This window comes from Butyrivibrio sp. AE3003 (assembly GCF_000686065.1).
GTDB classification, from domain to species: domain Bacteria; phylum Bacillota; class Clostridia; order Lachnospirales; family Lachnospiraceae; genus Butyrivibrio; species Butyrivibrio hungatei_A.
This window is the reverse complement of record NZ_JMLX01000001.1, coordinates 1045138-1070389: the sequence shown is the minus strand read 5'-3', so window position 1 is coordinate 1070389 and position 25252 is coordinate 1045138. Positions and strand designations below refer to the sequence as shown.

Below are 25252 nucleotides of genomic sequence, written 5' to 3'. Positions count from 1 at the left end.
TTTATGTCAGAAAGTGTTTTAAATAATAAATCAAATAAGAAAGCTTTGATAGCGATGAGTGGTGGCGTTGACAGTAGTGTCGCGGCTGCACTTATTGCGGACAGAGGTTATGATTGCATGGGATGCACCATGAGATTATATGAAAATGACGTTATTGGTGAGGATCTCTTCGGAACCTGCTGCAGTCTTAACGATACTCAGGATGCGAGAGCAGTCTGCGAGAAGATTGGAATTCCTTATAACATCTACCATTACGAAGCTGAATTCAGGGAGAAAGTTATCGAGCCATTTATCTGTAGCTATGAAAATGGTGAGACACCAAACCCTTGTATCAGATGCAACAGATACCTTAAGTTCGACAGCCTCTACAATAAGGCCAAAGAACTTGGCTACGAATATATCGTAACCGGACACTATGCGCGAATCGAGGAAAGAGACGGCAAATACTACCTTCTCAAAGCCAAAGATCTCAATAAAGACCAGAGCTACGTTCTTTACGATCTTACACAGGAACAGCTCGCGCATACATTCTTCCCACTCGGGGAATATACAAAGAACGAAGTAAGAGCAATTGCAGAGAAGAAGCAGTTTGTAACATCACATAAAAGCGAGAGCCAGGACATCTGCTTTGTTCCTGACGGCGACTATGCTGCAATGATAAGACGCTACAGAGACAAAGAGTATGAAAAAGGCGACTTTGTAGATACTGAAGGAAACGTTCTCGGTACCCACGAAGGAATTATAAATTACACAATCGGCCAGCGCCGAGGTCTCGGAATTCCCGCAGACAGAAGACTCTACGTAAAGCAACTCGACGTAAAGAACAACAGAGTCATCCTCGCCGACAACAAAGACCTTTTCGAGAAAGAATTTATAATCCGCGATTTCCACTGGATAACAGGCGATGTTCCGGCTGAGCCAATGCGCTGTAGCGCCAAAATCCGCTATCGCCATAAGGAACAACCCGCAACCCTCGAGGTCCTCAGTGACGGCAAAGCCAAGATCACTTTCGACGAACCTCAGCGTGCCATCACCGCCGGTCAATCCGCAGTTCTCTACGATGGCGACATCGTCCTCGGTGGCGGAATCATCACAAATGAGTGATTGCACAGATAAAATAGTTTTTCTAGTAAAATGGTTATCTGTTGATGCCGATAAAATCTATGTAGGAAAAAGTATTTGACAACGGATTTTTCATAGGGGGATGCATCTAATGAATATAGCAGGTGTTTTCGGAGAAAAAAGAGCCAAAATAGAATATTATGGTAATGATAATAAAAGCCAAAGCTCTTATATTGCCCAAAGCGCATCAAGCAAGAAAGACACTGTAGAGATATCTGATGAAGCTTATGCGGCGCAGCTGAACAATAATATATCTGCGACTTCCGGAAAAGACATATTGGGAGCATCAAAGGGAGATAAGGAAAATACATTTATAGTTCACTTTGCAGATTCGGCTATGGTGAACAGAGCTGTTTCGCGTGGCTATATTACAGTCAATGGAATCAATATAGAATTATCGGCTGAGATTAAAAAGAAACTGCTAGAAACTGATAAAAAAGCAGAAGCGGATAGGATGAGCGCGTTTAATAATTATATCATGCAACATGAACTGGCTGTTGCACAGCAGCAAAGCGAAGCATGGAAGAAAGCTGCAAAAGACGCATCGGATGCTTTTGAAATTGCCGCAAAAATATCAAGCGGAAGATCTATAACAACCGTTGAAGCTCAAAAACTCATGAAGTATGATCCGCAATTATATGCCATGGCAATGAGCACATTGGCGATGAAGAAAAATCATCAAAAACAGGAGTTTATAATAGATAATTATAATGATCAAACACCCGATAGAAATGTAGAAGGCGTCGATTGGTCACAGTTTGAATGGAAGACTTACGACAGCAGAATTACAGTTTCTCTTGGAGAAGATTGCAATATAGAAGATGTTTTCGAAGGTGAAATAGTATTAAATGAGCCTCGAAACTTATGATTATTTGCATATGAAACCGGTAAAATGGAGCTTATCGAATTAGCATAGTATGTCGCTACTTTATGGATTCCATTTTTGCTGGTGCATGGTGTGATAAAGTTGAAGTTAATCGTATAAATTCAACCTGCAGACTATCTCTGTGCACTTCAAAAGAATGAAAAAGTATGCTTAGAGTTTTATATAATTAGGCGGAGATCCGTGCCGAATAATTTCCGTATGAGATTCATAATATACTTTCCATGCGGGACTTTGGCTATTTTTTATTTGTACGAGCAAGATGATTTTCAAAATTTATAAAAACAGGAGATGCTGACTTCTCTGAACAACGTGAAAGGAAGCATCTCCTGTTTTTTATAAATTAATGAAAATCACTGCGCAGACAACCAAAAAATAACCAAAGTCCCGCATGGAAAGTATACATAAAGGGCAACACCGTATATTCTCGCATATCCCCTTGTAAATAAAGGGCAACACCGTATATTCTCACACATCCCCTTGTAAATAAAGGGCTATACCGTAAATCACGGCATAGCCCTTTGATATTTAGAAGTTTGTCGATCCCCTCTTGATGAGCTCGCCCGAGAAGATTGTCTTCTGAGGCATCTCATTCTGACTGAGAGTTCCGATAAGTGTTTTAACAAGCTGAATGCACATATCTTCAAGACGATTGTCTACAGAAGAGATGTTGGGTTCTGAACAGTGAGCCAGGATAGAATTGTTATATCCTACAATCTGAAGCTTGTCCGGTACATCAATTTTATTTGCTTTCGCAAAATTCATGGCACCGATAGCAAGGAAATCCTCACTCGTAACAATTCCGTCAAACTTAAGACCTTCTTTGTAAAGCTTATCGACAAAATCCCTTACTCCGTCGATATCCTCACGACTTCCGGGGAAGCACTGCTGATATTCCTTTCTGAGAGGAATATCATGTGTTAAGAGTGCATTTTGGAATCCGGCAAGCTTCTTTAATCCGGAATATGTTGTGCTGTTGTAGAGATACAGAATATTCTTTATTCCTGCATCGAGCATGCATTCCGTAGCATCCTGGGTTGCCTTGTAGTCATCGCAGAGTGTGCAATATACATTGGGGCAATCAAAGTCTGCATTGAGAAGCATGATAGGTACCGAAGCAGCTCCATCAATAACATACTGGTTATCTTCAGCATTGTTCATAATAAAGTTAGAACCGACCATTATTACGCTATCTACATGCTGAGAGAGTAGGAGATTAAGGCATTTCTTACGAGATGGAATCTCGTAACCGGTACAGCATAATACTGAATTGTAACCGTTTTCTCTAAGGTTCTGCTCAATGTAGTAAATTGCCTTTGCAAGATATAGATCGGATGCATCGGCGCAAAGAATACCAACGGTCTTCATTGAATTGAGACCGAGTCCTCTTGCGAATGCATTTGGTTTATATCCGCATTGTTCAATTATATCCAGTACCTTTTTGCGGGTGCGGGGCTTTACGTTAGAGCTTCCGTTAAGTACACGTGAAACTGTAGCGATTGAAACTCCGGCTTTTTTGGATATGTCGTAAATAGTCATTTGGTTGCTCATACTTATCTCGTTTCTAAAGGAAATTTGAAGTATCTTACTGCATTGTTATATGAAATATCAGCGGCAATCTGTCCGAGTGTATCGATGCACTCTGCAGGATATTCGCCGTTTTCAACAAGTGATCCAAGGAAGTTGCAAAGGATTCTGCGGAAGTACTCGTGTCTTGTGTAAGAAGTAAAGCTTCTTGAATCTGTGAGCATTCCTACGAAACCTGAAAGGTTACTTGATTCTGCAACTGCCTTTAAGTGCTGTTCCATGCCGAGCTTGGTATCATTGAACCACCATGCGCTTCCCTGCTGGATTTTAGCAACTGTAGGAGCCTGGTTGAAGCAGTTAAGCATAGTGTTGATGATCATAAGATCGTTGGGGTTAAGGCTGTAAATGATCGTCTTGGGAAGAGCATCCTTTGAATTAAGTGCATCAAGGAAGTCTGCAAGTTCGCCCATAGGATAGTAAGCATCGATAGCATCAAATCCTGTATCGGGTCCGATTTTATTAAACATAGCGGTGTTGTTGTCACGCTTGCATCCGAAGTGGAGCTGGATAACCCAATCTCTCTTAGCACATTCCTCACCCTCAAAGAGCATGAATGCTGTCTGGTACTGAAGGTACTCTTCGTAAGAAACTTCTCCGCCGTTCATCTTCTTGGCGAAGATCTCCTCAATCTTTTCTTCAGAAACAGGCTTGTACATAACGTACTCAAGAGCGAAGTCTGCAACGTTGCATCCCTTCTGCTCGAAGTAATCGTGTCTTACCTTAAGAGCTTCTTTCAAAGCCTTGAATGAATCAATCTTAACACCGCTTACTTCAGATAACTGATTGATATATGAAGCAAATTCGGGCTTGATGATGTTCTTAGCCTTGTCGGGACGCCAAGCGGGAAGAACCTTAACATCGAATGTCTCGTCATTCTTTATCATATCATGCCATTCAAGTGTATCAACAGGATCGTCTGTTGTACAGATGAGTGTTACGTCTGACATCTTGATGAGCTTTCTTGCGCCCATGTCGGGAGCCTGAAGAACCTTGTTGCAGATATCGTAAACTTCCTCAGCTGTGCTCTCATTGAGAACTCCGTCATAGCCGAAGTACTTCTTGAGCTCAAGGTGTGCCCAGTGGAAGATGGGGTGTCCAACAGCTTTTCCGAGGCATTTTGCAAATGCAAGGAACTTTTCTTTGTCGGAAGCATCTCCTGTGATATATTTTTCTTCGATACCGAAAGATCTCATGAGACGCCATTTATAATGATCTCCGCCGAGCCAAACCTGAGTGATGTTGTCGAAATGCTTATCTTCGGCAATCTCTCTGGGATTGATGTGGCAGTGATAGTCAAGTACGGGCACTTTCGCAGCGTAGTCGTGATAAAGTGTCTTAGCGGTTTCACTCTGTAAGAGGAAATCTTTGTCCATGAATTTTTTCATTAAATACCCTCCGTTTATAAACGTAATTTTTTATTCTTTAAATATGTAAGCCTTTTCATATTTTTCAAAAGTATTATACAAGAGCCATATATTAAATACAATAGAAAAAATTCGTTGACGAGTGGTCATATTGAATATATGATGAGTTTGTAAATGCTTACATTAGGATGAGGGTAAAAAGAGGTAGCAAATGAATAAATTTCTTAAAATCAATGAGAAGGACAATGTTGTTGTTTGTCTTGAGCCTGTAAAGGCGGGGGATGAGATCGTGCTTTCCGACGGATCTGTAATCAAGGCAAGAGAAGACATTCCTTCGGGACACAAGATGTCCGTCAAAGCTATTGGACACGATCAGGAAGTTATCAAATACGGTTTTCCGATAGGTTGTGTCACGGAGAATATTGAGCCCGGAACATGGATCCATACACATAATACAAGGACTAAGCTTAACGGTATTCTTCAATATGAGTATATGCCGGACGCTGAGGATATATCCGAGAAGCTCAAGATGATGGGGAAAGAAAAGAGCTTTTTTCACGGATATGTAAGAGACGACGGAAGAGTCGGAATCAGGAACGAAATATGGATAATCCCTACGGTTGGTTGCGTAAATAACATTGCGACGGCTCTGGCAAAAGAGGGAAATCATATGATAAAGGGAAGCATCGACGAAGTTGTTGCTTTCACGCATAATTACGGCTGTTCGCAGACGGGTGACGATCAGGAGTATACAAGGACTATCTTGTCAGATCTTATAAGACACCCCAACGCAGGAGGTGTGCTTGTAGTAGGCCTTGGCTGTGAGAACAGCAATATAGATGTATTAAAACCTTATCTCGGTGATTTTGACGAGAACAGGATCAAGTTTCTTGTTTGTCAGGAATCGGATGATGAGATGGAAGACGGTATCAGGCTTTTGCAGGAAATAATCGATGCGACAGCCGGAGACAGAAGAGAGAAAGTCAGCGCGTCAAAGCTTGTTATCGGGCTTAAGTGCGGTGGAAGTGACGGATTTTCGGGAATTACGGCAAATCCTCTTGTCGGACGAATCTCCGATATGATAATTAAACGCGGCGGTACATCGATCCTTACCGAAGTACCCGAGATGTTCGGGGCGGAGACGCTCCTTATGAACAGATGCAAGGATAAAAATACTTTTCATGATACCGTTGATATGATAAATAATTTCAAAGAGTATTTTACCAAGCTCGGAGAGCCAATATATGAGAATCCATCGCCCGGAAATAAGGCAGGCGGAATTACGACGCTCGAGGATAAATCACTTGGATGTACCCAGAAATCAGGAAGTTTTCCTGTTATGAACGTTCTTGACTACGGTGAGACCACCGATACCACAGGGCTTAACCTTCTTTGTGCACCCGGAAACGATCTTTGCGCAGCTACGGCACTTGCAGCATCGGGCGCTCAGATAGTTCTTTTTACAACAGGAAGAGGAACTCCGTTTGCATGCCCTGTACCTACGCTTAAGATCTCAAGTAACAACAGAATCCGTGACAAGAAGAATAACTGGATAGATTTTTCTGCGGGAGATGTTCTTGAGGGAAAGAGCTTTGATCAGCTTGCCGAGGAGCTCTTTGATATGATACTCAATGCGGCATCCGGCGAGAAACTTAAGAGTGAAATAGCCGGCTTCCACGATATGGCAATATGGAAGCGCGGCGTTACATTGTAATTGCTGTATTTATTTGGCAAGATATTCGATTTGGTCTGTGAGTTCATGAGGAACTTCCAGACCTTCTTTTTTTAGCCTGAATTCAAGGTTCTGAAGAGGCTTTGAGACATTGGCGTTGTGCGCTGTGTAATGGTTTATGAGCTCCTTGTACTGCGGATTGTCATAAACCGCTTCGCGATATTGTTTTGAAAAAGGACATGAGTTAAACAAAATCTCTCTTGCGACCTTGTTTAGTCTCAGTGACCCTGTAGCCTCATATTTCAGGTATGCGAGGTAGTCGCTTATGAAAATGCTCTTGTAATTATTGTTATATTTCTTTAGATCAAGGCGAAGCTTATCTTTTTGTTCGGAAGAAAGAGTCTGGTTTTTCTTAAAGAACTGAAGATAGTCGCAGTACATGGAAGTAAGCGACGGATCGGTGACGTCGTTCCAGTGCACGCCTTGTTCCGTCTTGCACATTTCCCATCTGAACTCGCCAAGGAGCTTGATCATGCAGTCTTCGGTGTTTTCGAGGTTGAATATGGAGATGAGCATTCTGGCCTTTGTGTTTCTCTTTTTACCCTCGATTTCCTGCCACAAAGTGGCTCTGGTTCCTGCGTTTGGCATAAGTATGATATAGGGCTCGACTTCTTCTGCGTAATAAACCTGCGTGATCCCGATGTCGGTGTTGGAATACACGGCCTGCCTGCAGAATACACCAAAGTCGATGCTTTTAATCTTGGAGATGTGCTCCTTGATTTTAGACGAAGTCATATATGCGAGATTGAGCGGCTTTAGCACATTCATTGAATCGAACACGGGAACGAATACGGAAATTCTGCCGAACGTCATCCTGTTTCCGAGTGAAAAGAGATTGTTAATCTCGAAATCAAGTCGGCTATCCGGATTGTTTATCATGGCGTCGATCTGTTCCTGTTTAAGAACTCCCGTGGCCTTTTGCTCGCGAAGATATGTTTCCCAGTCCTGGTCAAATTCGTTTCTTGAAGGATTAGCCTGGAGTTTGTAGACTTTTTTGAGCCATTCCGATAGAAGAAGAATATTGCCTTCGGGATCGGGAACGTAGGATCTTGCGATGTTACAGAGGATGGAAGTGTTCTTTTCGCCGGCGAGTTCTTCATCGACAAAGCCGAACATTAGGAACATCCTGACCTCTATCGGTATGTCTTTGTCTGACAGGCTCTTTAAGAAGACTTTCTTGTATATTTTATAAAAAGACGATGAGATGTTCTTTCTAAGAAGACGCGCTTCGTCAGCTGTGTCATAGCGGGTTTCGCTTGCTTTAAATGCAGCAATCTCATCCTGAAATTTGGCGGAGAGTTCAGAATCTACGCCTGAGTATGTGAGAATAACGGCAAGAGCGTTGGTGATTACAGGCTCGTTTTCATTTCCTTCCGCAGTCTTTTCGTTGTTTTCAATCTTTGCGTGTATCATTTTTAAGGTAGTGGTGAAATCTGCGGTATTTCTGCCAAGCTGCTTTTTGTACGCGGTGAGGAACTTGGTTGAAACGGAAATGAGTTTCTGGTTCTTTTCCGCGATCATGATCGTTCCGATAGCTATGTCCTGGCTTAGTGCGTAATAGGACTTTCCCAGAGCCGCTTCGTGTTCCTTAAGACTCTTGTAATAGCCGTATTCCCAACTTGAAAGCATATTATTTTTTACGGGAGGAACTATGAGATCGAGCATCTCGAATTTTGTCGGGACTTCGCCTGCCCTTATGCAAAGTTCGGGATAGTCTGCGTAGTCTGATTTTATTTTTTTGAATTCAAAAAGAGCTGATTCGAAAAGTCTTTCGTATTCTGAAAATAGTTCGTGAGTTATAAAAACGGATTGCGAGGCGAGAACCGATGTGATTTTTTCGTTGCATTTAAGCATTGCGAGAATATCATCTGTGCCTTCGTAAGGATAAGTGTAGACGGAAGCGTATTCCAGAGCTTCGTATGTGTATTGGTATTCTTTTGAAGGGGATTCAACAAGACCGATGATTCCTCCAACATTTATTACAAATGAAGTGAATTGATCGGTTGCCCTGATTTTTCCTTTTACAAGAATTTCTAAAGTACCTACAGTATCGGACATCGCTTTGTGCACGATCTGTCCCTTGGTTAATGTAACAAGTCCCATTAAAAATCTCCTCAAAGCCGGTCTGAAAAATATTTTTAAAGAAAAGCATGAAAAACATTAAAACTATATAACTATGAAATTCTACATGTATATGTTAGCACGATAAAATAGCATCTGCAATCCGAAAAACGCCGTTTTTAGGCTTTTCCCCTAGAGTATGATCGGCGGAAGGCTGAATTCACTGACATTTTTCTGGCCGCATAAAAGATTATATACCTTTGATGCTGCAAGAGTTTCGCTTAGAAGCTGCATGGACAGGGAATCAAGAATCTTCCCGGCATCTTTTAGTCTGTTGATCACGGGGATATCTGAGTTTTCGCCTATCTTAGCCAGTAAGGGAAAAGAACTCTTTTTTTGCCCGAGGATCCTGATAAATGAGGTGAAGCCGTCATCCTTGTATTTCTGCATGTTGCCGGTTTTGACATCAAGAAGAATGTGCATAAGGCATCTGCTTATGCGCGTGTAGGAGAGGTCTTTTGACTTAAGGATGTTGCAGAATCCGTCAAAAGTCTCGTATTTATCTATGGTTTTATTTATCTTGTTTGAAAGGCTTTCGTTTATATCAAGGAAAGCCGTGAAATCGCCTTTGTTCTGCATGAGTTTGTAATAAAGAAGGTTATCGAGGATGTTTTCCTTTACAAATTGTCCGCGGCGTAGCTTGTCGTTTAGTAAGTTAAAAGATGTTTCGGGCATGGCATTTTTTACAGAGCCCTCTAGAGTGAACCTGCCGTCTGTATCTTTTGTGATGCTGTTTCTTATAGCTGTGGCGGAAGAGTATTCGGTGATATCTGTTGAATGGTAGTTTTCACCGATTCTTTTTATCATTACCGGTGTGATGCGGCTGTTTGTTCTTCTTAATGCGCGCAGATACTCGGTTGCAAGAATGCTGTTTGGTAATGTAAGCGCTTTTTTGACATCAGTTTTCTTGTCACATTCACATATTGATGAATTGATCGTGCAAAGCTCGGAAAATACTGCACTTTCACGGGAAGCGGCGTAGCTTTTTCCACTTTTTATATTTTCTTTTATATTGCGTTTGAATGAATCTGATTCTTCGTTCAAAATGCCTGCAATATTGAACAATAAATCTATGTTTTCCGATTCACTTCCAAAGCACAGATAATCCACGGAATTTAATTTGTTTAAAAGGAAAACGGCGCCAGATGCAAAGTATTCGGCACTTCCCAAAGCGTAGTAGGACGGAAGTTCCAAAACAAGGTCAGCGCCTGAATCAAGGGCAGATTTGACTCTTGTGAATTTGTCTGTTATTGCGGGTGCTCCGCGCTGCACAAAATCACCGCTCATAACTACTATACAGTAGTCTGCACCGGTTCTTTTTTTGCTCTCTTCGATGAGATATTTATGGCCGTTATGGAACGGATTAAACTCAGCAATGATTCCTACAGTTTTCATCTTGGTGTAAACGCTTTCAAAAATTCAAAAATTTTGTACACTTTTTCTATTGTTATGAAATAGTATTATAAGTATCATGATATATTATATTACATTTGAAAAGAGGCAATTTGATATGAAAATTTTAGTTATTAACTGTGGAAGCTCTTCACTTAAATTTCAGCTTATCGATTCAGAGAGCGAGCAGGTTATCTGCAAAGGTCTCTGCGAGAGAATCGGTATTGACGGAAGCAGAATAGTATACACTCCCGAAGGAAAGAATAAGATTACTGTTGAAACTCCGATGCCCGATCACAACAAGGCTATCGAGCTTGTGATAGAAGCACTTACAAACAAGGAGAACGGTGTTGTTTCTCTTGATGAGATCGGAGCCGTAGGACATCGTATCGTTCACGGTGGTGAGAAGTTTACAAAGTCTGTTGTTATAAATGACGAAGTAATCAAGGCTATTGAGGATGTAAGCGATCTTGCTCCTTTGCACAATCCTGCAAACCTTATCGGAATCAAAGCTTGCCAGAAGGCAATGCCAGGCGTACCTATGGTTGCCGTATTTGATACAGCTTTCCATCAGACAATGCCTGAGAACGCTTACCTTTACGGACTTCATTATTCATATTACGAGAAGTACGGAATCAGAAGATACGGTTTCCACGGAACAAGCCATTCTTACGTAAGTAAGAGAGCTGCCGAGATCCTCGGTAAGGACATCAAGGACCTTAAGCTTATCGTTTGTCACCTTGGAAACGGTGCATCGGTATCTGCTGTAAAGGGAGGCAAGTGCATCGATACTTCAATGGGACTTACACCTCTTGAAGGACTTATCATGGGAACAAGAACAGGTGACATTGATCCATCTGTCGTAGAATTTATTATGAAAAAAGAGAATCTTTCCGTTGCGGAAGTAAACAATATTCTCAACAAGAAGTCCGGTGTATTCGGCCTCTCAAATGAGCTCTCATCTGACTTCAGAGATCTAGAGGACGGATACTTAAACGGAAATGAAGGCGCTAAACGTGCAGTTGACACATTCGCCTATAGAGTTGTAAAATACATTGGCGCTTATACTGCAGCTATGGGCGGAGTTGATGCAATCTGTTTCACAGCCGGTGTGGGCGAGAATAGTGGCTTTACTCGTAAAATCATAATTGACGGCCTCGGATTTATCGGCGCATCATTAAATGAAGAGGCTAATACTGTACGTGGTAAGGAAGAGATTATTTCTAATCCTGATAGCAAGGTAACACTTATGGTTGTTCCTACAAATGAAGAGCTTGCGATCGCTCGAGACACATACGCTCTTTGCAAATGACTTTTAAAGCCGGCTTTTTAGTCGGCTTTTTCTGTTTTTTTATACTTGGCGCTGCGATCGATTTTATGGAGAGAGGTTATGTATAGTAGAAAAAAATGGGCGGTACTGTCCGGAATAAGTATACTGTACTTTATTCTGTGTATAGTAATTGGTTGTTTGAAATATGTTACAAGCGATGACGCTATCATGAATCTGATAGCTGCCGGAGCTTTTGGCAGTCCTTCACAGTACCTTATTTTTAATAATATTGTCATCGGATATTTTCTGAAATTCATGTATGCCGTGATACCGTTTGTGAACTGGTATCTTTGGCTTTATCTGTTTTTTAATCTTTTGAGTATTATCGTTATCTGTGTCGTTATCACAGACAGACTTCCGATGAAAGCATCGATTCTTGTTACGGTGCTTATTAATCTTCTTTTGGCTTATGATTTTTACTCGAATATTCAATTTACACAGAGTTCGACTTTATATGGAGTTGCAGGCGTAGCACTTATTCTGGCACAGCTTTTTTATGAAAAGAAGTCAGTGATCCTCATGGTTATTGCAACCGCGATAATTGGCATGGGTGTCGGCGCGAGAGTAGTAGGTGTAGGCATGGTTGCACCATTTGTTTTAGCCGCGTTTCTTTTTTACAAAGGTGATCTTAAAAAAAAGATAAAAAAGGTTGCAATCTTTTTCCTTATGCCTATAATTGTCTCTGTGCTGATGCTGGCGGCCAATTTTTACGCATATTATATGAATCCGGAGTGGAGATATTTCACTGACTGGAACAATATAATGTCGGAAAAACGAGACTTTGGAAATTTCAATTTTTCATGGAATAAAGATGAGTATCTTGCTGCGGGCTTTACCGAGATTGATTTTAAGCTGATGGATATGTGGCTTTGGAACGATACCGAATATTTCACTTTGGACAGACTTAAGACGATGAAAGAAATCGGTAAGGACACCAGAGTTGATGGATTTAAACTGGACATAGGGGTGCTTACGGATTCACTTGAAAAGATGGGAGAGTCTTGGAAACACGGGGCTTATTCCGCTGCATTTCTGCTGATCGTAGTATTTGCGCTAATCTTTTTCGAGAAAAGATACAAATTTTTCGTGATTTTGCAGACATTTTTTGTGATTTCTGAGTATTATGGTTTGACGTGTTTCAGACGAATAATGTGGAGGGTAGAATGTGGCATTTGGGTTTCAGCTTTATTCTTCACACTGATGTTTTTAATATATGAGGGATGTTTTGATAAGATTTATGCCAAAGTAACCTCAGATAAAGTGAAAAAAACACTTGGCATATGCGCAATCGGTTTATCGACTGTTATTACAATAATTTTTGGAGCGGGGAAGGTTGATACGTTTGTAAATCAAAAGCATTGTCGTGTTATTCCTGAAGATGACTGGATGTACGGCAAGGCAAAAGCGATAACGGAGTTAGAGGGATTTTATATCGTAGATGTTGATACTTTGTACAGCAATCTGTGCGGGGCGAGAAATATCTTCGATATTGATGCGAAATATCGCGATTTTTATGCCAATGTTTGTCAGTTTGGTGGTTGGATAATGCCTTCACCCATAGGGCTGTATCACGCTAATCTGGTTGGAATTGCCAATCCTGCAAGAGCTCTTGTTGAGAGAGACGATGTATTTTTTATCGGCGGGGGCGAAAAAGCCGGATATATATATGTTTATTTGAATGAAAAATACGGGCCGGGAATCAATATGGAAATGGTTGATGAGGTTTATGAGGTGCCCGTTTGGAGATTTTCTAAATGAGAGGGAACTTGATATGAAAGAACTAAACTCTTGCAAAGAGGCTATGGCTGAAAGCATGGAGAAAAGATATTTCTCCATCGCACATCTTTACAAGGATGAAAAGGCAATGGATATGCATATCCATGATTGCTATGAACTGTATTATTCAATTTCGGGCGGAAAGCAATTTCTTATAGATAATAAGCTTTACGATGTGGCACCTGGCGATATTTTTCTTATAAGCCAGTATGATTCGCATTATCTTACACAGATAGACAAAGAGCTTCATGAAAGAATTGTTATAATGATAGATCCTGAGTTTATGAAGAGCATTTCGAGTGAAGAAACTAATCTCAATGCTTGTTTTGAGCATCAGGGAGAGGAATTCTCACATAAGATCAGCCTCAATCAGGAACAGCAGAAGAGATTTCTTTATTTTGTAAATAAGATACTTACAAGTAATGGTTACGGACATGATCTTCTTGAAAAGGCAACATTTATAGAACTCTTTTTGATGATAAACAAGATCGTGATCGACAGAGACAACAATAAGCAGGAAGAGGAAGTTGCCACATATAACGAGCAGGTGGATGCAATTCTTTCGTATCTTAACAACAATATACAGAACCCCGTAAGTATTGGTGATCTTGCAAAGCATTTCTACATAAGTGAGTCCTATATCTGCAGAATTTTCAAGTCGGCTACAGGAACTACGATAAACAAATATATGACAGCCAGAAGGATTTCTATCGCAAAGTCGCTTTTGGCGGAGGGAAAAGGTGTCAGCGAAGTCTGCGAGGAATGCGGTTTTTCGGATTATAGCAACTTCTTAAAGGCATTTACAAAATCCGTGGGAATTTCACCGAAGAAATACTCACAAAACTGCTATAGATAGCATATAAAAAACTGTTGACAAATAAAAAACCTATGAGTATACTACATAGGTATGCTAATGAATAAACGTAAACAATTGCCTTTGTAAACAGGCAGTTTCTTATACGGTTACTGTAAGGAGGTGTTACTCAAATGTCAATCTGCCCTAAGAACAAGTCATCAAAAGGCCATAGAGATCAGAGAAGAGCTAACTGGAAAATGACAGCTCCCACTTTGGTAAAGTGCAGTCATTGTGGAGCTCTTATGCAGCCTCATCAGGTTTGCAAGAAGTGTGGCTACTACAATAAGAAGAGTATTGTTGAGACTGAGGCTTGATATACTTTTGGTATGACCTCATAAAGTCAGAATTTAAAGGCTTTCCGGCTATGTCGGAAAGCCTTGATTTTTGTCATTCACTCTAGTATATTAAAATAAGTTCAATTTAATAGGAGGTCCCGAATATGTCGGAACTTGTACGTGTTGCCGTTGATGCTATGGGTGGAGATAATGCACCTGTTGCAACGGTCAAGGGAGCGGTTGAGGCAGTAGCCGAATCCGATGCTCTCAAAGTGTTTCTTGTCGGTAAGAAAGAGGTTCTGGAGAAAGAACTTTCTGCATACAGCTACGATAAAAACAGAATTGAAATCGTTGATGCAACAGAAGTCATAGAGATGGCGGAACCGCCGGTTTTGGCTATCAGGACCAAGAAAGATTCATCAATAGTTAAGGCTATGTATATGGTGAATCACGGTGAAGCGGATGCTTATGTATCTGCGGGAAGCACCGGAGCCACACTAGTTGGCGGCCAGATAATTGTCGGAAGACTTAAGGGAGTAGACAGAGCACCCCTTGCTCCACTTATTCCTACAGAGAAGGGTAATTCTCTTTTGATCGATTGCGGAGCAAATGTTGATGCAAGAGCAAATCATCTTGTTCAGTTTGCTAAGATGGGAACCGTTTATATGGAGAACATCATGGGAATCAAGAATCCCACGGTTGCGATCGTCAATATCGGAGCTGAAGAGGAGAAGGGAAATGCACTTGTTAAGGAGACATTCCCTCTTTTGAAAAATTGTCCCGATATCAATTTTATCGGAAGTATCGAGGCGAGAGACATTCCTGCTGGTTATGCCGATATTATTGTCTGCGAAGCTTTTACGGGAAATGTTATTCTTAAGATGTACGAGGGCGTTGCAAAATCTCTCGTCAACGTTATTAAGAAGGGACTTATGTCAAGTCTTAAGAGCAAGGTAGGAGCACTTCTTATCAAAGACGACCTTAAGAAGACTCTTGGCAATTACAGCCTTGAGAAGCACGGCGGAGCACCCATGCTTGGATTAAAGGGGCTTGTCGTTAAGACTCACGGAAGTTCAAGTGATATTGAGATTAAGAATTCAATATTACAGTGTGTAACTTTCACAGAGCAAAAAATAAGTGAGAAGATCAGCGCTAAGATTTCACAGGTATGATATTTACCTGCTTAGATTGTTGTAAAGTCGCTTAAAAAAGAAATAAAAAAGCTGCCATGCAGTGGAGGAAAAGTTTTATGGAATTTGAGAAAATGAAAGAAGTTATTGCCAGCGTACTCAATGTTGATCCTGAGGAAATCAAGATGGAGACAACATTCACAGAGGATCTCGGAGCTGATTCTCTCGATCTTTTTCAGATTATTATGGGGCTTGAGGACGAATTTGATGTTCAGATAGAGCCTGAGAAGACTGAAAATATCAAAACTGTTGGGGAAGCTGTTGAGCTTTTGAAGGCTGCAATAGAAACTAAGTAATTCTCAATTGATTTTTGTTTGTATTATCTGAGGCAGCATTATAACTGCCTCTTTTCTATTTTATTCTAAACACTTTTCGAGGTGACTATGTTAACGGAAAATGACATCAGCAGACTGGAACAGACTATCGGTTATAAATTCAACAACAAAGCTCTTATTATCGAGGCTCTTACACACAGCTCTTACGTGAATGAGCACAAGATCAATAAGAAGCATGATTATGAACGCCTTGAATTTTTGGGAGATGCCATTTTGGAGATGATCTCCAGTGAATATCTCTTTAAGACATTTCCGGAAAAGAAAGAGGGCGAGATGTCTAAGATAAGGGCTGCACTTGTTTGCGAGCCTGCTCTTTATCATGATTCTCTTCAGATTGATCTTAAAAATTATATTCAGTTTGGAAAAGGCGAAGAGGCGACCGGTGGAAGAAATAAGGAGTCCATTATTGCCGATGTTATGGAGGCTGTTATCGGAGCTCTTTATCTGGACGGCGGTTTTGATGAGTCAAAGAAGTTCATTGATAAGTATGTTCTTAGCAATGCTGAATCCTATCAGATGTACAATGACAACAAGTCTACTTTGCAGGAGCTTGTGCAGAGTCAGAAGCTTGGCACTGTGAGATATGAAACTTGTGGCGAAAGTGGTCCTGAACATGATAAAATGTTCAAGGTTCGTGTTTTTGTAGCAGATAAGAATATGGGAGAAGGGACTGGTAGAACCAAGAAAAGTGCTGAACAACAGGCGGCATATCAGGCGGTTCTTACTTTGAACAAAAAGAAATAATGTATTTAAAAAGTATTGAGATTCATGGTTTTAAATCATTTGCCAATAAAATAAAATTCGATTTTCACAACGGCATTACCGGAATCGTCGGACCTAACGGCTCAGGAAAGAGTAACGTCGCGGACGCCGTAAGGTGGGTTCTCGGTGAGCAGCGTATCAAGCAGCTCCGAGGCGGATCCATGCAGGACGTTATTTTCTCGGGAACAGAGCTCAGAAAACCGCTGGGCTATGCTTTTGTTGCCATCACACTTGATAATTCCGACCATTCACTTGCAATAGATTATGATGAAGTTACTGTTTCCAGACGCTTATACCGTTCGGGAGAGAGTGAATATATGATCAACGGCTCTGTATGTCGTCTTAAGGACGTAAACGAGCTGTTTATGGATACCGGTATCGGTAAAGAGGGATATTCCATTATCGGACAGGGTCAGATCGATCAGATCCTCTCAAGTAAGCCTGAGGACAGAAGAAATCTTTTTGACGAGGCTGCAGGTATCGTTAAGTTTAAATCCAGAAAAGAAACTGCGGTTAAAAAGCTCGCCGAAGAAAAGATAAATCTTACCAGAATAAGCGATATTCTCGCTGAGCTGGAGAAACAGACGGGGCCTTTGGAGAAACAGTCCGAAAAGGCCAAAGAGTATTTGAAATACAGAGAGAGGCTTAAGACTCTCGATGTGAATATGTTCCTTGTTGAGAATAAGAATCAGAAGGAACAACTTGAAGAAGCAGGAAAGAACCTTCTTATAGCAACAGAGTCTTTGAGTGAGTCAAAGAACAATTATGAGAAGGCTAAGGAAGAATATGAAAATATCCAGAAGAAGCTTGAACAGATTGATGCGGAGATAGACGAAGCAAGGGCAAAGATCACGGATTCTTCTGTAAAAAAAGAAAAGCTTGAGGGTCAGATCGGAATCCTTAATGAGAAGATCAATTCCGCATCCTCAAACGATGCTCATTTCAAAACGAGAATTAATGATGAGCAGGCTAAGATTGCTGATAAGAATAAAGAAAAAGAGAAGTATTTACAGGAAAAAGAGGAGATTGACGCAGAAGTTGCAAGACTCCTTGAAAGTAAGGATGAAGCAAGAAAAGAGCTTGATAAAGTCCTTAATCAGATCGGCGAGATCAACGAACAGATTGAAGAGTGCAAGAGCACTATAATAGAAACCCTTAATACAAGAGCTACCATTAAGTCCAAGCTTAGTTCCCTTGATACAATGAAGGAACAGGTAAATATCAGAAAGGCTGAACTTACCGGTAAGCTTGTTCGTGCGCAGTCCGATGAATCCAGACAGGAAGAAACAATCAAAAAATTAAGGGATGAGTTCGATGCGATAACCGCTGAGATTTCTGAGATGAACATGAAACAGAAAGCTACGGATCAGGAAATCGTGGCTATCAGAGAAGAAATGTCCCGCAAGGATGCTGAGCTTAGAAAAACTCAGGGACTTTATCAGCAGGAAAAATCAAGACTTGATGCTCTTGCCAATATTACCGAGAGATACGAAGGATACGGCGGAAGCGTTAAGAAGGTAATGGAGAGGAAAGACACCGTACCCGGAATTATCGGTGTTGTTGCCGACATTATCAAAACCGAGCCAAAATACGAGACCGCTATTGAGGTTGCTCTTGGCGGTAATATTCAGAATATTGTTACCGACGATGAAGAGACTGCGAAGAAGATGATTGCATACCTTAAGGAATCAAGGGCAGGCAGAGCGACATTTTTACCTCTTACATCTCTTGATAATCCCCCTGAATTAAAGGCTAAGGAAGCTCTTAATGAAGAGGGTGTACTTGGTATGGCGGATGAACTTGTAAACACGGATCCCAAGTACAAGAGTGTGGCAAAGGCTATGCTTGGAAGAATCGTCGCAGTCGATAATATCGACAATGCCGTAAAGATAGCCAGAAAATACAGATATACTGTCAGAATGGTAACTCTTGAGGGTGAACTTCTTGTTCCCGGCGGAGCTATCAGTGGTGGTGCTTTTAAGAATAACAGTAATCTCCTTGGAAGACGTCGTGAGATGGACGATATGGAGCTTAATGTTAAGAATTATAAGGAACAGATTGACAGGCTCCAGGCTGAGATTGCCAAGGCCAAGGAAAAGAGAAATGAACTTCGTACTCTTTCCGAGGAACTTCGTACAGAACTTCAGGGTAAGTTTATTGCTCAGAATACGGCAAGACTTAACGTTGAAAACGAGGAAGCCAGACAGGAAGAACAAAAGGGTAACTACAGCGACCTTAAGGCTGAAAACGATGAGATAGAGACAAAGGTTGCAGAGATCGAAGCTGAGAAAGAGGAAGCTCTTTCTGCTCTCACAGAGTCTGAGAATACAGAGAAGACCTGTACCGAACAGGTTGAGAAGTTCAAGGCTATGCTTGAAGAGTTGCACGCTGTTGAAGAACGTGAAAATGATGCTGTCTCCGTAAAAGAGATTGAATACGAGAAGAGTCATCAGAAGCAGGAGTTCTATCAGCAGAATGTCGATCGTGTAAATGAAGATATCGAGACCGAAGAGAAAGCTCTTGCTGAGATCATTGAATCCATGAATGAGAACGCAAGACTTCTTGAGCAGAATAAGAAAGATATTGAAGAAATCAGGCTGACGATCGAGGCATCTTTGGATGTTCAGTCGGATGCCACCAAGGAACTTGAGGAGAAGAAAGAAATCAAGAATAATCTTTCCGAGGCCCAGAAGGAGTTCTTTGGAAAGACGGAAGATCTGAATAAGCAGATGTCCGATCTTGATAAAGAAGTTATAAGACTTACTTCCAAGAAGGAAAAATGTGAAGAGGCGATTGAGTCACAGATCAATTACATGTGGAATGAGTATGAGATCACATTGTCCGATGCAGCAGAACTTCGCGATGAGGAAATGAATGATGTCCCTTCTATGAGACGAGAGATACACTCTTTGAAGGATTCGATCAGAAAACTTGGCGATGTCAATGTAAATGCCATTGAGGATTACAAGAACCTCATGGAGAGATATACATTTATGAAGACTCAGCACGATGACCTTATCGAAGCTGAGAGACAGCTCAAAGAGATCATCAACGATCTTGATGAGTCTATGAGAAAGCAGTTTATGGAGCAGTTTAAGCTCATAAATACTGAGTTCGACCAGGTATTTAAGGAAATGTTCGGTGGAGGAAAGGGAACTCTTGAACTTGCGGAGGATGAAGATATCCTTGAAGCGGGAATCAAGATCAACGCTCAGCCGCCCGGAAAGAAGCTTGTAAACATGATGCAGATGTCCGGTGGAGAGAAAGCACTTACCGCTATTGCGCTTCTTTTTGCCATTCAGAACCTCAAACCTTCGCCATTCTGTCTTCTTGATGAGATTGAAGCGGCACTTGATGAAAACAACGTTGTACGTTTTGCAAAATATTTGCACAAGCTTTCCAATACACAGTTCATTGTAATTACGCACCGTCGTGGTACAATGGAAAGTGCCGACAGACTTTACGGTATTACGATGCAGGAAAAAGGCGTATCAACACTTGTAAGCGTAAATCTTATCGATAAGGAGCTCAGTAACTGATGGCTAATGGTTTTTTTTGCAAAATTACAGCATGGATTGTCCAAAACAAGAGAAAATATCGCTAAGGGTATAGACAATGTCTTTAACGGATTTTCAAATATAGACGATGAATTCTATGAGGAGCTTGAAGAGACGCTTATCATGGGTGACATTGGTATCGATGCAACCAGTAAGATCATTGACAGCCTACGCAAGCAGGTTAAGGAAAAGCATGTATCAGACCCTGCGGAGTGTAAGAAGCTTCTTGTGGAAAATATCAGAGAACAGATGAGAACCGGCGAAGATGCCTATGATTTTGAAGATAAGAAGACGGTTATCTTTGTTATCGGCGTAAACGGTGTCGGAAAGACTACATCTGTAGGAAAACTTGCGGCTATTTATAAGAATAAGGGCAAAAAAGTTCTTATCGCAGCTGCCGATACATACAGGGCGGCCGCTACAGAGCAGTTGAAGGAGTGGGCAGACAGAGCCGGAACTCCGATTATCTGCGGAAAAGAAGGCGGGGATCCGGGAAGTGTTATTTATGATGCCGCTTTCGCTTTTAAGTCAAGGGATTGCGATATTCTGATAGTTGATACTGCAGGGAGACTTCACAATAAGAAGAATCTTATGGATGAATTGTCCAAGATGAACAGGATCCTTGATAAGGAACTCGGTGATGTTTGCAGAGAGAACTTTATTGTTCTTGACGGAACCACAGGTCAGAACGCTATAATGCAGGCAAGGGAATTCGGAGAAGCCGCAGATCTTACAGGCATTATACTTACCAAGCTTGACGGCACTGCAAAGGGAGGAATTGCTGTTGCTATAGTTTCAGAGCTCAACATTCCGGTCAAGTATATCGGCGTAGGTGAAGCTATAGACGACCTGGAAAGATTTGACTCCGATCAGTTTGTAGATGCATTATTTTCATAAATATTAAGTTGGGAGATAGAAGAAATGGCTGAAGAATCAAAAATGACACTTGAAAAATTTGAAGAAGCTTATGATGCTGTAAAGAAAGTTACACTTGAAACCAAGCTTATTTACAGCGATTACTGGAGCAACTGTACAGGCAACAAGGTTTATTTAAAGCCCGAGAACCTGCAAAGAACCGGAGCATACAAGGTTAGAGGTGCTTATTATAAGATTACGACTCTTTCCGATGAAGAGAGAAAGAAAGGGCTCATAACCGCATCTGCCGGAAATCATGCGCAGGGAGTTGCATATGCTGCAAAATGCTATGGTGTAAAAGCTACTATTGTGATGCCGACTTCGACTCCTCTTATCAAAGTTAACAGAACAAAGGCACTTGGCGCTGAAGTTGTACTTCATGGAAATGTATATGATGAAGCTTATGAGCATGCTTGTAAGCTTGCGGAAGAACATGGATACACAATGGTGCATCCTTTTGACGATCTTGATGTTGCGACAGGTCAGGGAACCATTGCAATGGAGATTATCAAAGAACTTCCCACAGTTGATTATATTCTTGTTCCCATTGGCGGAGGCGGACTTGCGACAGGTGTTTCAACACTTGCAAAGCTCCTTAATCCCAAGATTAAAGTAATCGGTGTTGAGCCTGCGGGAGCAAATTGCATGCAGGAATCTATGAAGGCGGGACATGTCGTTACACTTCCGGGTGTAAATACTATTGCCGACGGTACTGCGGTTAAGACACCGGGAGAGAAGATATTCCCTTATCTTACCAAGAATATCGATGAAATCATCACTGTTCCCGATGAAGATCTTGTTGTTTCTTTCCTTGATATGGTCGAGAATCACAAGATGGTTGTTGAGAACTCCGGACTTTTGTCTGTTGCAGCGCTTAAGCAGCTTGATTGTAAGGATAAGAAGATTGCCTGCGTTCTTTCAGGCGGAAATATGGACATTATCACAATGTCTTCCGTTGTACAGCAGGGTCTTATCATGAGAGACAGAATCTTTACCGTTTCTGTACTTCTTCCCGATAAGCCGGGTGAGCTTTCAAGAGTATCCGGTATTATCGCTGAGGTGAACGGAAACGTTATTAAACTCGAGCACAACCAGTTTGTTTCAATAAACAGAAACGCTGCGGTTGAGCTTCGTATAACACTTGAAGCGTTCGGAAGCGAGCATAAGGAGCAGATCCTTGGTGCTCTTACCGAGAAAGGCTTCAAACCCAAAATTGTAAGGACAAATATATAAAGAAATGAGTAAAACAATTAGTGCAAAAAGAAGGTGCATTGAGTATCTGATAATAACCTTTGGGGCTTTGCTTTACGGAGTTGGAACAAGTATGCTTATCGATCCAAACGATATAGCACCGGGTGGTCTTACGGGACTTGCCATTGTTCTTAACCGAGTTGTGGGAATCGGAACAGGTCTTTGGTTCTGGCTGATGAATATTCCGATCCTTATTCTTGCTATTTGGAAATTTGGAATGAGGTTTACGATTTCAACAATCTATGCAACGTCGATGATCTCAATTTTCACCGATTTTTGCACGAAGTTTTTTTCTGATTATGTAATCCGAGATAAGATTCTTGGTGTTACATTCGGAAGTGCTTTGACTGCAATTGCAATAGGCCTCATTTTTAAATGCCATGCAACAAGCGGAGGCACAGATGTAATTATAAAGATTCTCAGACTTAAGTATCCGCATGTCAAAACGGGCGCTTTGTATATTCTTACAGATATCGGAGTATTGTTTGTTGCGGCGATTGTATTTAATGATGTAGCCGCTGCTATGTACTCCTTCCTTTCTGTAATGATCACGTCCTTTATTCTTGATATTGTGCTTTACGGAAGAGACGGAGCAAAGCTTATCTATATTATTTCGGACAACCCGGATGCCATAACGGCAAGGCTTTTGGAGGAACTTGATATAGGTGCGACTCACGTTTTCGGACAGGGAGCGTATAGTGGAGAAAAGAAAAAAGTTATTATGTGTGCAGTTAAAAAAAGGCTTTCACCTATGGCGGAAGATGTCGTCAGGGATGAAGATCCAAATGCATTCATGATCGTTACGAGTGCTAGCGAGATTTTCGGAGAAGGCTATAAGAGCTATTTTGATGAGAGAATGTAGAGATTATGAGTAATAACCTTCCGGATTCAAGAGAAAAAAAGGGAGCAAGCGGCGCCCGTAATACGTTGTCTATTATTTTTATGAGCCTTGTCGCTATCATGACGCTTACTTTCAGTATCGTTCTTCTTATAAAGAATGCATCTCTTCAGAGAGAGACTGATGCTGTGAAAAGCGAGCTTGACACTATGGACAAGGAACACTTTTTTACAGAAGGCGAAATGGGCAGTCGTATTGAAGAAGCCAGGATAGAGGCTGCGGAAAATGCGGACAGGGCTCTTAAAGAAGATATCAAGAAAAGACTCGAAGAAGGAGAAGGACCGAATTCAATTTTTAAGTCTCTTTTCCCCGATGAGCTTGTTGTTGCAAGAAACAACAGATATTATTTCTTCCCCATAAGTGACAAGATCGCGCACCATGATTTTAAACCCGATGATTTTGAGTTTGATGACAAGGGCTTTCTTCAGTACAAAGGTGAGAAGAAAGATTTTAAGTACAAGCACGGAATTGACGTATCGAGGTTTCAGGGGAAGATTGACTGGGCTAAGGTAAAAAATGCCGGAATTGAGTTTGCTATTATAAGGGCATGCTACAGAGGAATAACCGAAGGCCTTATCATTGATGATGAGACTTTTGAGGATAATATCAAGGGTGCGACGGAGAATGGAATTGATGTCGGAGTGTATGTTTACTCCCAGGCAATCAACAAGGAAGAAGCGCTTGAAGAGGCCAATCATGTTATCGAGATGATCAAGCCCTATAAGATAACATATCCGGTTGTTATAGATATTGAATCGGCTGATTCAGACAATGCCAGAACACTTAATCTTTCGGCAAAAGAATATGAAGAGGTTGCAAATGTTTTTTGCAACAGAGTTGAAGAAGCGGGATATAAGTCCATGGTATACGGCAATCTTTTGTCGTTCACTGTTCTTATGAACGCGGAGAACGTTGATAACAGAGATATATGGTTTGCACAGTACAACTCATCTCTTTATTATCCGTATCACTTTAACATCTGGCAGTATACAGCGTCGGGCAAAGTGCCCGGAATTGAGAAAAACGTTGACCTTAACATTTGTATTACCGAGTATTGATGATGAAAAAGACAGATAATATAACGGAATATGAGCAGAGAGGATACTTGGACAGCGATTTTAAGTATTTTCATATTTCCGATAAGGTAACTTCAGATATTGACTTTCACTATCATGATTTTTACAAGATAATCCTGATTCTGAAAGGTAATGTCAGGTATTTGATCGAAGGACGAGAGTATGAGCTCTTGCCCTTCGATTTTGTGCTTGTAAACCGATTTGATATACATAAGCCGGTTGTCGAGAGCAAGGACGATTATGACAGAATCATTTTGTATCTTAAACCTGAGTTTCTTGAAAAACTTGGGCTTCTTGATGCTTTTATGAAGGCAAAGGAGCTTGAGAGCTATGTTGTCCGTTTTAATTCGGGAACAAGTGCCCACATCTATGATATGCTTCTTAAGGCAGAAGAGGATATCAAGATAAAAGATACCGAATATGCGGGCGAACTTACGGCTAAGATCGATGTGATCACAACACTTATAGAGTTTAATAAGGCGTGCATCTCCGAGGATTTTGGCTTCAGGCCCGAAGCAAGGTTCAACAGGAAGGTTATCGAGATAATCGAGTATATTAATGAGAATCTGCAAAAAGATCTGTCGATAGATTCAATTGCCGATAAGTTTTATCTCAGTAAATATCATATGATGAGGATATTTAAGAGTGAGACCGGATATTCGGTTCACCGTTATATTTCCGAAAAAAGAATTCTGCTTGCAAGGAATCTTATAATGTCGGGAGTTCCGTCAACGACGGCATGTCTCGAGTGCGGATTTAAGGATTATTCATCTTTTAGCCGCGCATTTAAGAATCAATTGGGAATCCTGCCTTCTGAGGTGAAGATATAG

The 25252-nt window shown here is 41.2% G+C and carries 20 protein-coding genes; 16 read left to right on the top strand and 4 right to left on the bottom strand.

Annotated elements, in window-relative coordinates:
- The first annotated feature begins 3 nt into the window (after window positions 1–3).
- Together mnmA and CD00_RS19140 are read left to right on the top strand one after the other, a co-directional pair.
- A complete protein-coding gene (gene mnmA / locus CD00_RS0105180; RefSeq protein ID WP_051594088.1) occupies window positions 4–1104 on the top strand; it encodes a tRNA 2-thiouridine(34) synthase MnmA in 1101 nt (366 codons plus the stop codon).
- Between the two features lie 109 nt (window positions 1105–1213).
- Window positions 1214–1990 carry a hypothetical protein gene (locus tag CD00_RS19140; protein WP_051594087.1) on the top strand — a complete coding sequence of 259 codons (777 nt, stop codon included), beginning with the start codon at window positions 1214–1216 and terminating at the stop codon, window positions 1988–1990.
- Between the two features lie 543 nt (window positions 1991–2533).
- On the opposite strand, the gene CD00_RS0105170 is transcribed toward CD00_RS19140, so the two are convergent.
- The gene (locus tag CD00_RS0105170) at window positions 2534–3556 is read right to left on the bottom strand and encodes a LacI family DNA-binding transcriptional regulator (protein WP_242838915.1); all 1023 of its coding nucleotides are present in this window, start codon (window positions 3554–3556) and stop codon (window positions 2534–2536) included.
- A 2-nt stretch (window positions 3557–3558) separates the two neighbouring features.
- Window positions 3559–4977: a glucuronate isomerase gene (gene uxaC, locus CD00_RS0105165; RefSeq protein ID WP_026654980.1), complete on the bottom strand. Its 1419-nt coding sequence runs from the start codon at window positions 4975–4977 to the stop codon at window positions 3559–3561.
- A gap of 190 nt (window positions 4978–5167) precedes the next feature.
- Between uxaC and CD00_RS0105160 the strand changes: the two genes are divergently transcribed.
- Window positions 5168–6670, top strand: coding sequence for a UxaA family hydrolase (locus CD00_RS0105160; RefSeq protein WP_026654979.1), 1503 nt, complete (start codon window positions 5168–5170; stop codon window positions 6668–6670).
- A gap of 9 nt (window positions 6671–6679) precedes the next feature.
- On the opposite strand, the gene CD00_RS0105155 is transcribed toward CD00_RS0105160, so the two are convergent.
- Entirely contained in the window at window positions 6680–8791 is a 2112-nt protein-coding gene (locus CD00_RS0105155) for a hypothetical protein (RefSeq protein WP_026654978.1), read from the bottom strand.
- Between the two features lie 150 nt (window positions 8792–8941).
- Window positions 8942–10204 (bottom strand): tRNA(Met) cytidine acetate ligase, encoded by a 1263-nt coding sequence (locus CD00_RS0105150; RefSeq protein WP_026654977.1) that lies wholly within the window; start codon window positions 10202–10204, stop codon window positions 8942–8944.
- Between the two features lie 115 nt (window positions 10205–10319).
- Here CD00_RS0105150 and CD00_RS0105145 point away from each other — a divergent pair, with 115 nt between their 5' ends.
- The 13 genes from CD00_RS0105145 to CD00_RS0105080 all read left to right on the top strand — a co-directional run bounded on the left by CD00_RS0105145 (window position 10320) and on the right by CD00_RS0105080 (window position 25252).
- On the top strand, window positions 10320–11513 hold the full coding sequence (locus CD00_RS0105145) for an acetate/propionate family kinase (protein WP_026654975.1): 1194 nt from the start codon (window positions 10320–10322) through the stop codon (window positions 11511–11513).
- 78 nt (window positions 11514–11591) lie between these two features.
- Window positions 11592–13289 (top strand): hypothetical protein, encoded by a 1698-nt coding sequence (locus CD00_RS0105135; RefSeq protein ID WP_026654974.1) that lies wholly within the window; start codon window positions 11592–11594, stop codon window positions 13287–13289.
- A gap of 13 nt (window positions 13290–13302) precedes the next feature.
- The gene (locus CD00_RS0105130) at window positions 13303–14163 is read left to right on the top strand and encodes an AraC family transcriptional regulator (protein WP_026654973.1); all 861 of its coding nucleotides are present in this window, start codon (window positions 13303–13305) and stop codon (window positions 14161–14163) included.
- 131 nt (window positions 14164–14294) lie between these two features.
- On the top strand, window positions 14295–14477 hold the full coding sequence (rpmF, locus tag CD00_RS0105125; RefSeq protein WP_026512861.1) for a 50S ribosomal protein L32: 183 nt from the start codon (window positions 14295–14297) through the stop codon (window positions 14475–14477).
- Between the two features lie 125 nt (window positions 14478–14602).
- Window positions 14603–15610, top strand: a complete 1008-nt coding sequence (gene plsX, locus CD00_RS0105120; protein WP_026654972.1) for a phosphate acyltransferase PlsX — start codon at window positions 14603–14605, stop codon at window positions 15608–15610.
- A 77-nt stretch (window positions 15611–15687) separates the two neighbouring features.
- Entirely contained in the window at window positions 15688–15924 is a 237-nt protein-coding gene (gene acpP / locus CD00_RS0105115) for an acyl carrier protein (protein ID WP_026654971.1), read from the top strand.
- Between the two features lie 87 nt (window positions 15925–16011).
- Window positions 16012–16707, top strand: coding sequence for a ribonuclease III (gene rnc / locus CD00_RS0105110; RefSeq protein ID WP_026654970.1), 696 nt, complete (start codon window positions 16012–16014; stop codon window positions 16705–16707).
- On the top strand, window positions 16707–20264 hold the full coding sequence (gene smc / locus CD00_RS0105105; RefSeq protein WP_026654969.1) for a chromosome segregation protein SMC: 3558 nt from the start codon (window positions 16707–16709) through the stop codon (window positions 20262–20264). The genes rnc and smc overlap by 1 nt, the downstream gene beginning before the upstream one ends.
- A gap of 6 nt (window positions 20265–20270) precedes the next feature.
- Entirely contained in the window at window positions 20271–21179 is a 909-nt protein-coding gene (gene ftsY, locus CD00_RS0105100; RefSeq protein WP_026654967.1) for a signal recognition particle-docking protein FtsY, read from the top strand.
- A 24-nt stretch (window positions 21180–21203) separates the two neighbouring features.
- Window positions 21204–22430 (top strand): threonine ammonia-lyase, encoded by a 1227-nt coding sequence (gene ilvA / locus CD00_RS0105095; RefSeq protein WP_026654966.1) that lies wholly within the window; start codon window positions 21204–21206, stop codon window positions 22428–22430.
- 4 nt (window positions 22431–22434) lie between these two features.
- Complete coding sequence (locus CD00_RS0105090; RefSeq protein ID WP_026654965.1) at window positions 22435–23310, top strand: YitT family protein; 876 nt, start codon at window positions 22435–22437, stop codon at window positions 23308–23310.
- 5 nt (window positions 23311–23315) lie between these two features.
- On the top strand, window positions 23316–24404 hold the full coding sequence (locus tag CD00_RS19135; protein ID WP_051198956.1) for a glycoside hydrolase family 25 protein: 1089 nt from the start codon (window positions 23316–23318) through the stop codon (window positions 24402–24404).
- Window positions 24404–25252 carry an AraC family transcriptional regulator gene (locus CD00_RS0105080; protein WP_081670521.1) on the top strand — a complete coding sequence of 283 codons (849 nt, stop codon included), beginning with the start codon at window positions 24404–24406 and terminating at the stop codon, window positions 25250–25252. The genes CD00_RS19135 and CD00_RS0105080 overlap by 1 nt, the downstream gene beginning before the upstream one ends.

Bases quoted from the DNA above. Each gene is read 5' to 3' on its own strand.
- CD00_RS0105145 (WP_026654975.1), top strand. From the start codon at position 10,320: ATGAAAATTTTAGTTATTAACTGTGGAAGCTCTTCACTTAAATTTCAG.
- uxaC (WP_026654980.1), bottom strand. From the start codon at position 4,977: ATGAAAAAATTCATGGACAAAGATTTCCTCTTACAGAGTGAAACCGCT.
- CD00_RS0105170 (WP_242838915.1), bottom strand. From the start codon at position 3,556: ATGAGCAACCAAATGACTATTTACGACATATCCAAAAAAGCCGGAGTT.
- CD00_RS0105130 (WP_026654973.1), top strand. From the start codon at position 13,303: ATGAAAGAACTAAACTCTTGCAAAGAGGCTATGGCTGAAAGCATGGAG.
- rpmF (WP_026512861.1), top strand. From the start codon at position 14,295: ATGTCAATCTGCCCTAAGAACAAGTCATCAAAAGGCCATAGAGATCAG.
- acpP (WP_026654971.1), top strand. From the start codon at position 15,688: ATGGAATTTGAGAAAATGAAAGAAGTTATTGCCAGCGTACTCAATGTT.
- CD00_RS19135 (WP_051198956.1), top strand. From the start codon at position 23,316: ATGAGTAATAACCTTCCGGATTCAAGAGAAAAAAAGGGAGCAAGCGGC.
- smc (WP_026654969.1), top strand. From the start codon at position 16,707: ATGTATTTAAAAAGTATTGAGATTCATGGTTTTAAATCATTTGCCAAT.
- ftsY (WP_026654967.1), top strand. From the start codon at position 20,271: ATGGTTTTTTTTGCAAAATTACAGCATGGATTGTCCAAAACAAGAGAA.
- CD00_RS0105135 (WP_026654974.1), top strand. From the start codon at position 11,592: ATGTATAGTAGAAAAAAATGGGCGGTACTGTCCGGAATAAGTATACTG.
- CD00_RS0105155 (WP_026654978.1), bottom strand. From the start codon at position 8,791: ATGGGACTTGTTACATTAACCAAGGGACAGATCGTGCACAAAGCGATG.
- plsX (WP_026654972.1), top strand. From the start codon at position 14,603: ATGTCGGAACTTGTACGTGTTGCCGTTGATGCTATGGGTGGAGATAAT.
- CD00_RS0105150 (WP_026654977.1), bottom strand. From the start codon at position 10,204: ATGAAAACTGTAGGAATCATTGCTGAGTTTAATCCGTTCCATAACGGC.
- CD00_RS19140 (WP_051594087.1), top strand. From the start codon at position 1,214: ATGAATATAGCAGGTGTTTTCGGAGAAAAAAGAGCCAAAATAGAATAT.
- CD00_RS0105080 (WP_081670521.1), top strand. From the start codon at position 24,404: ATGATGAAAAAGACAGATAATATAACGGAATATGAGCAGAGAGGATAC.
- rnc (WP_026654970.1), top strand. From the start codon at position 16,012: ATGTTAACGGAAAATGACATCAGCAGACTGGAACAGACTATCGGTTAT.
- ilvA (WP_026654966.1), top strand. From the start codon at position 21,204: ATGGCTGAAGAATCAAAAATGACACTTGAAAAATTTGAAGAAGCTTAT.
- mnmA (WP_051594088.1), top strand. From the start codon at position 4: ATGTCAGAAAGTGTTTTAAATAATAAATCAAATAAGAAAGCTTTGATA.
- CD00_RS0105090 (WP_026654965.1), top strand. From the start codon at position 22,435: ATGAGTAAAACAATTAGTGCAAAAAGAAGGTGCATTGAGTATCTGATA.
- CD00_RS0105160 (WP_026654979.1), top strand. From the start codon at position 5,168: ATGAATAAATTTCTTAAAATCAATGAGAAGGACAATGTTGTTGTTTGT.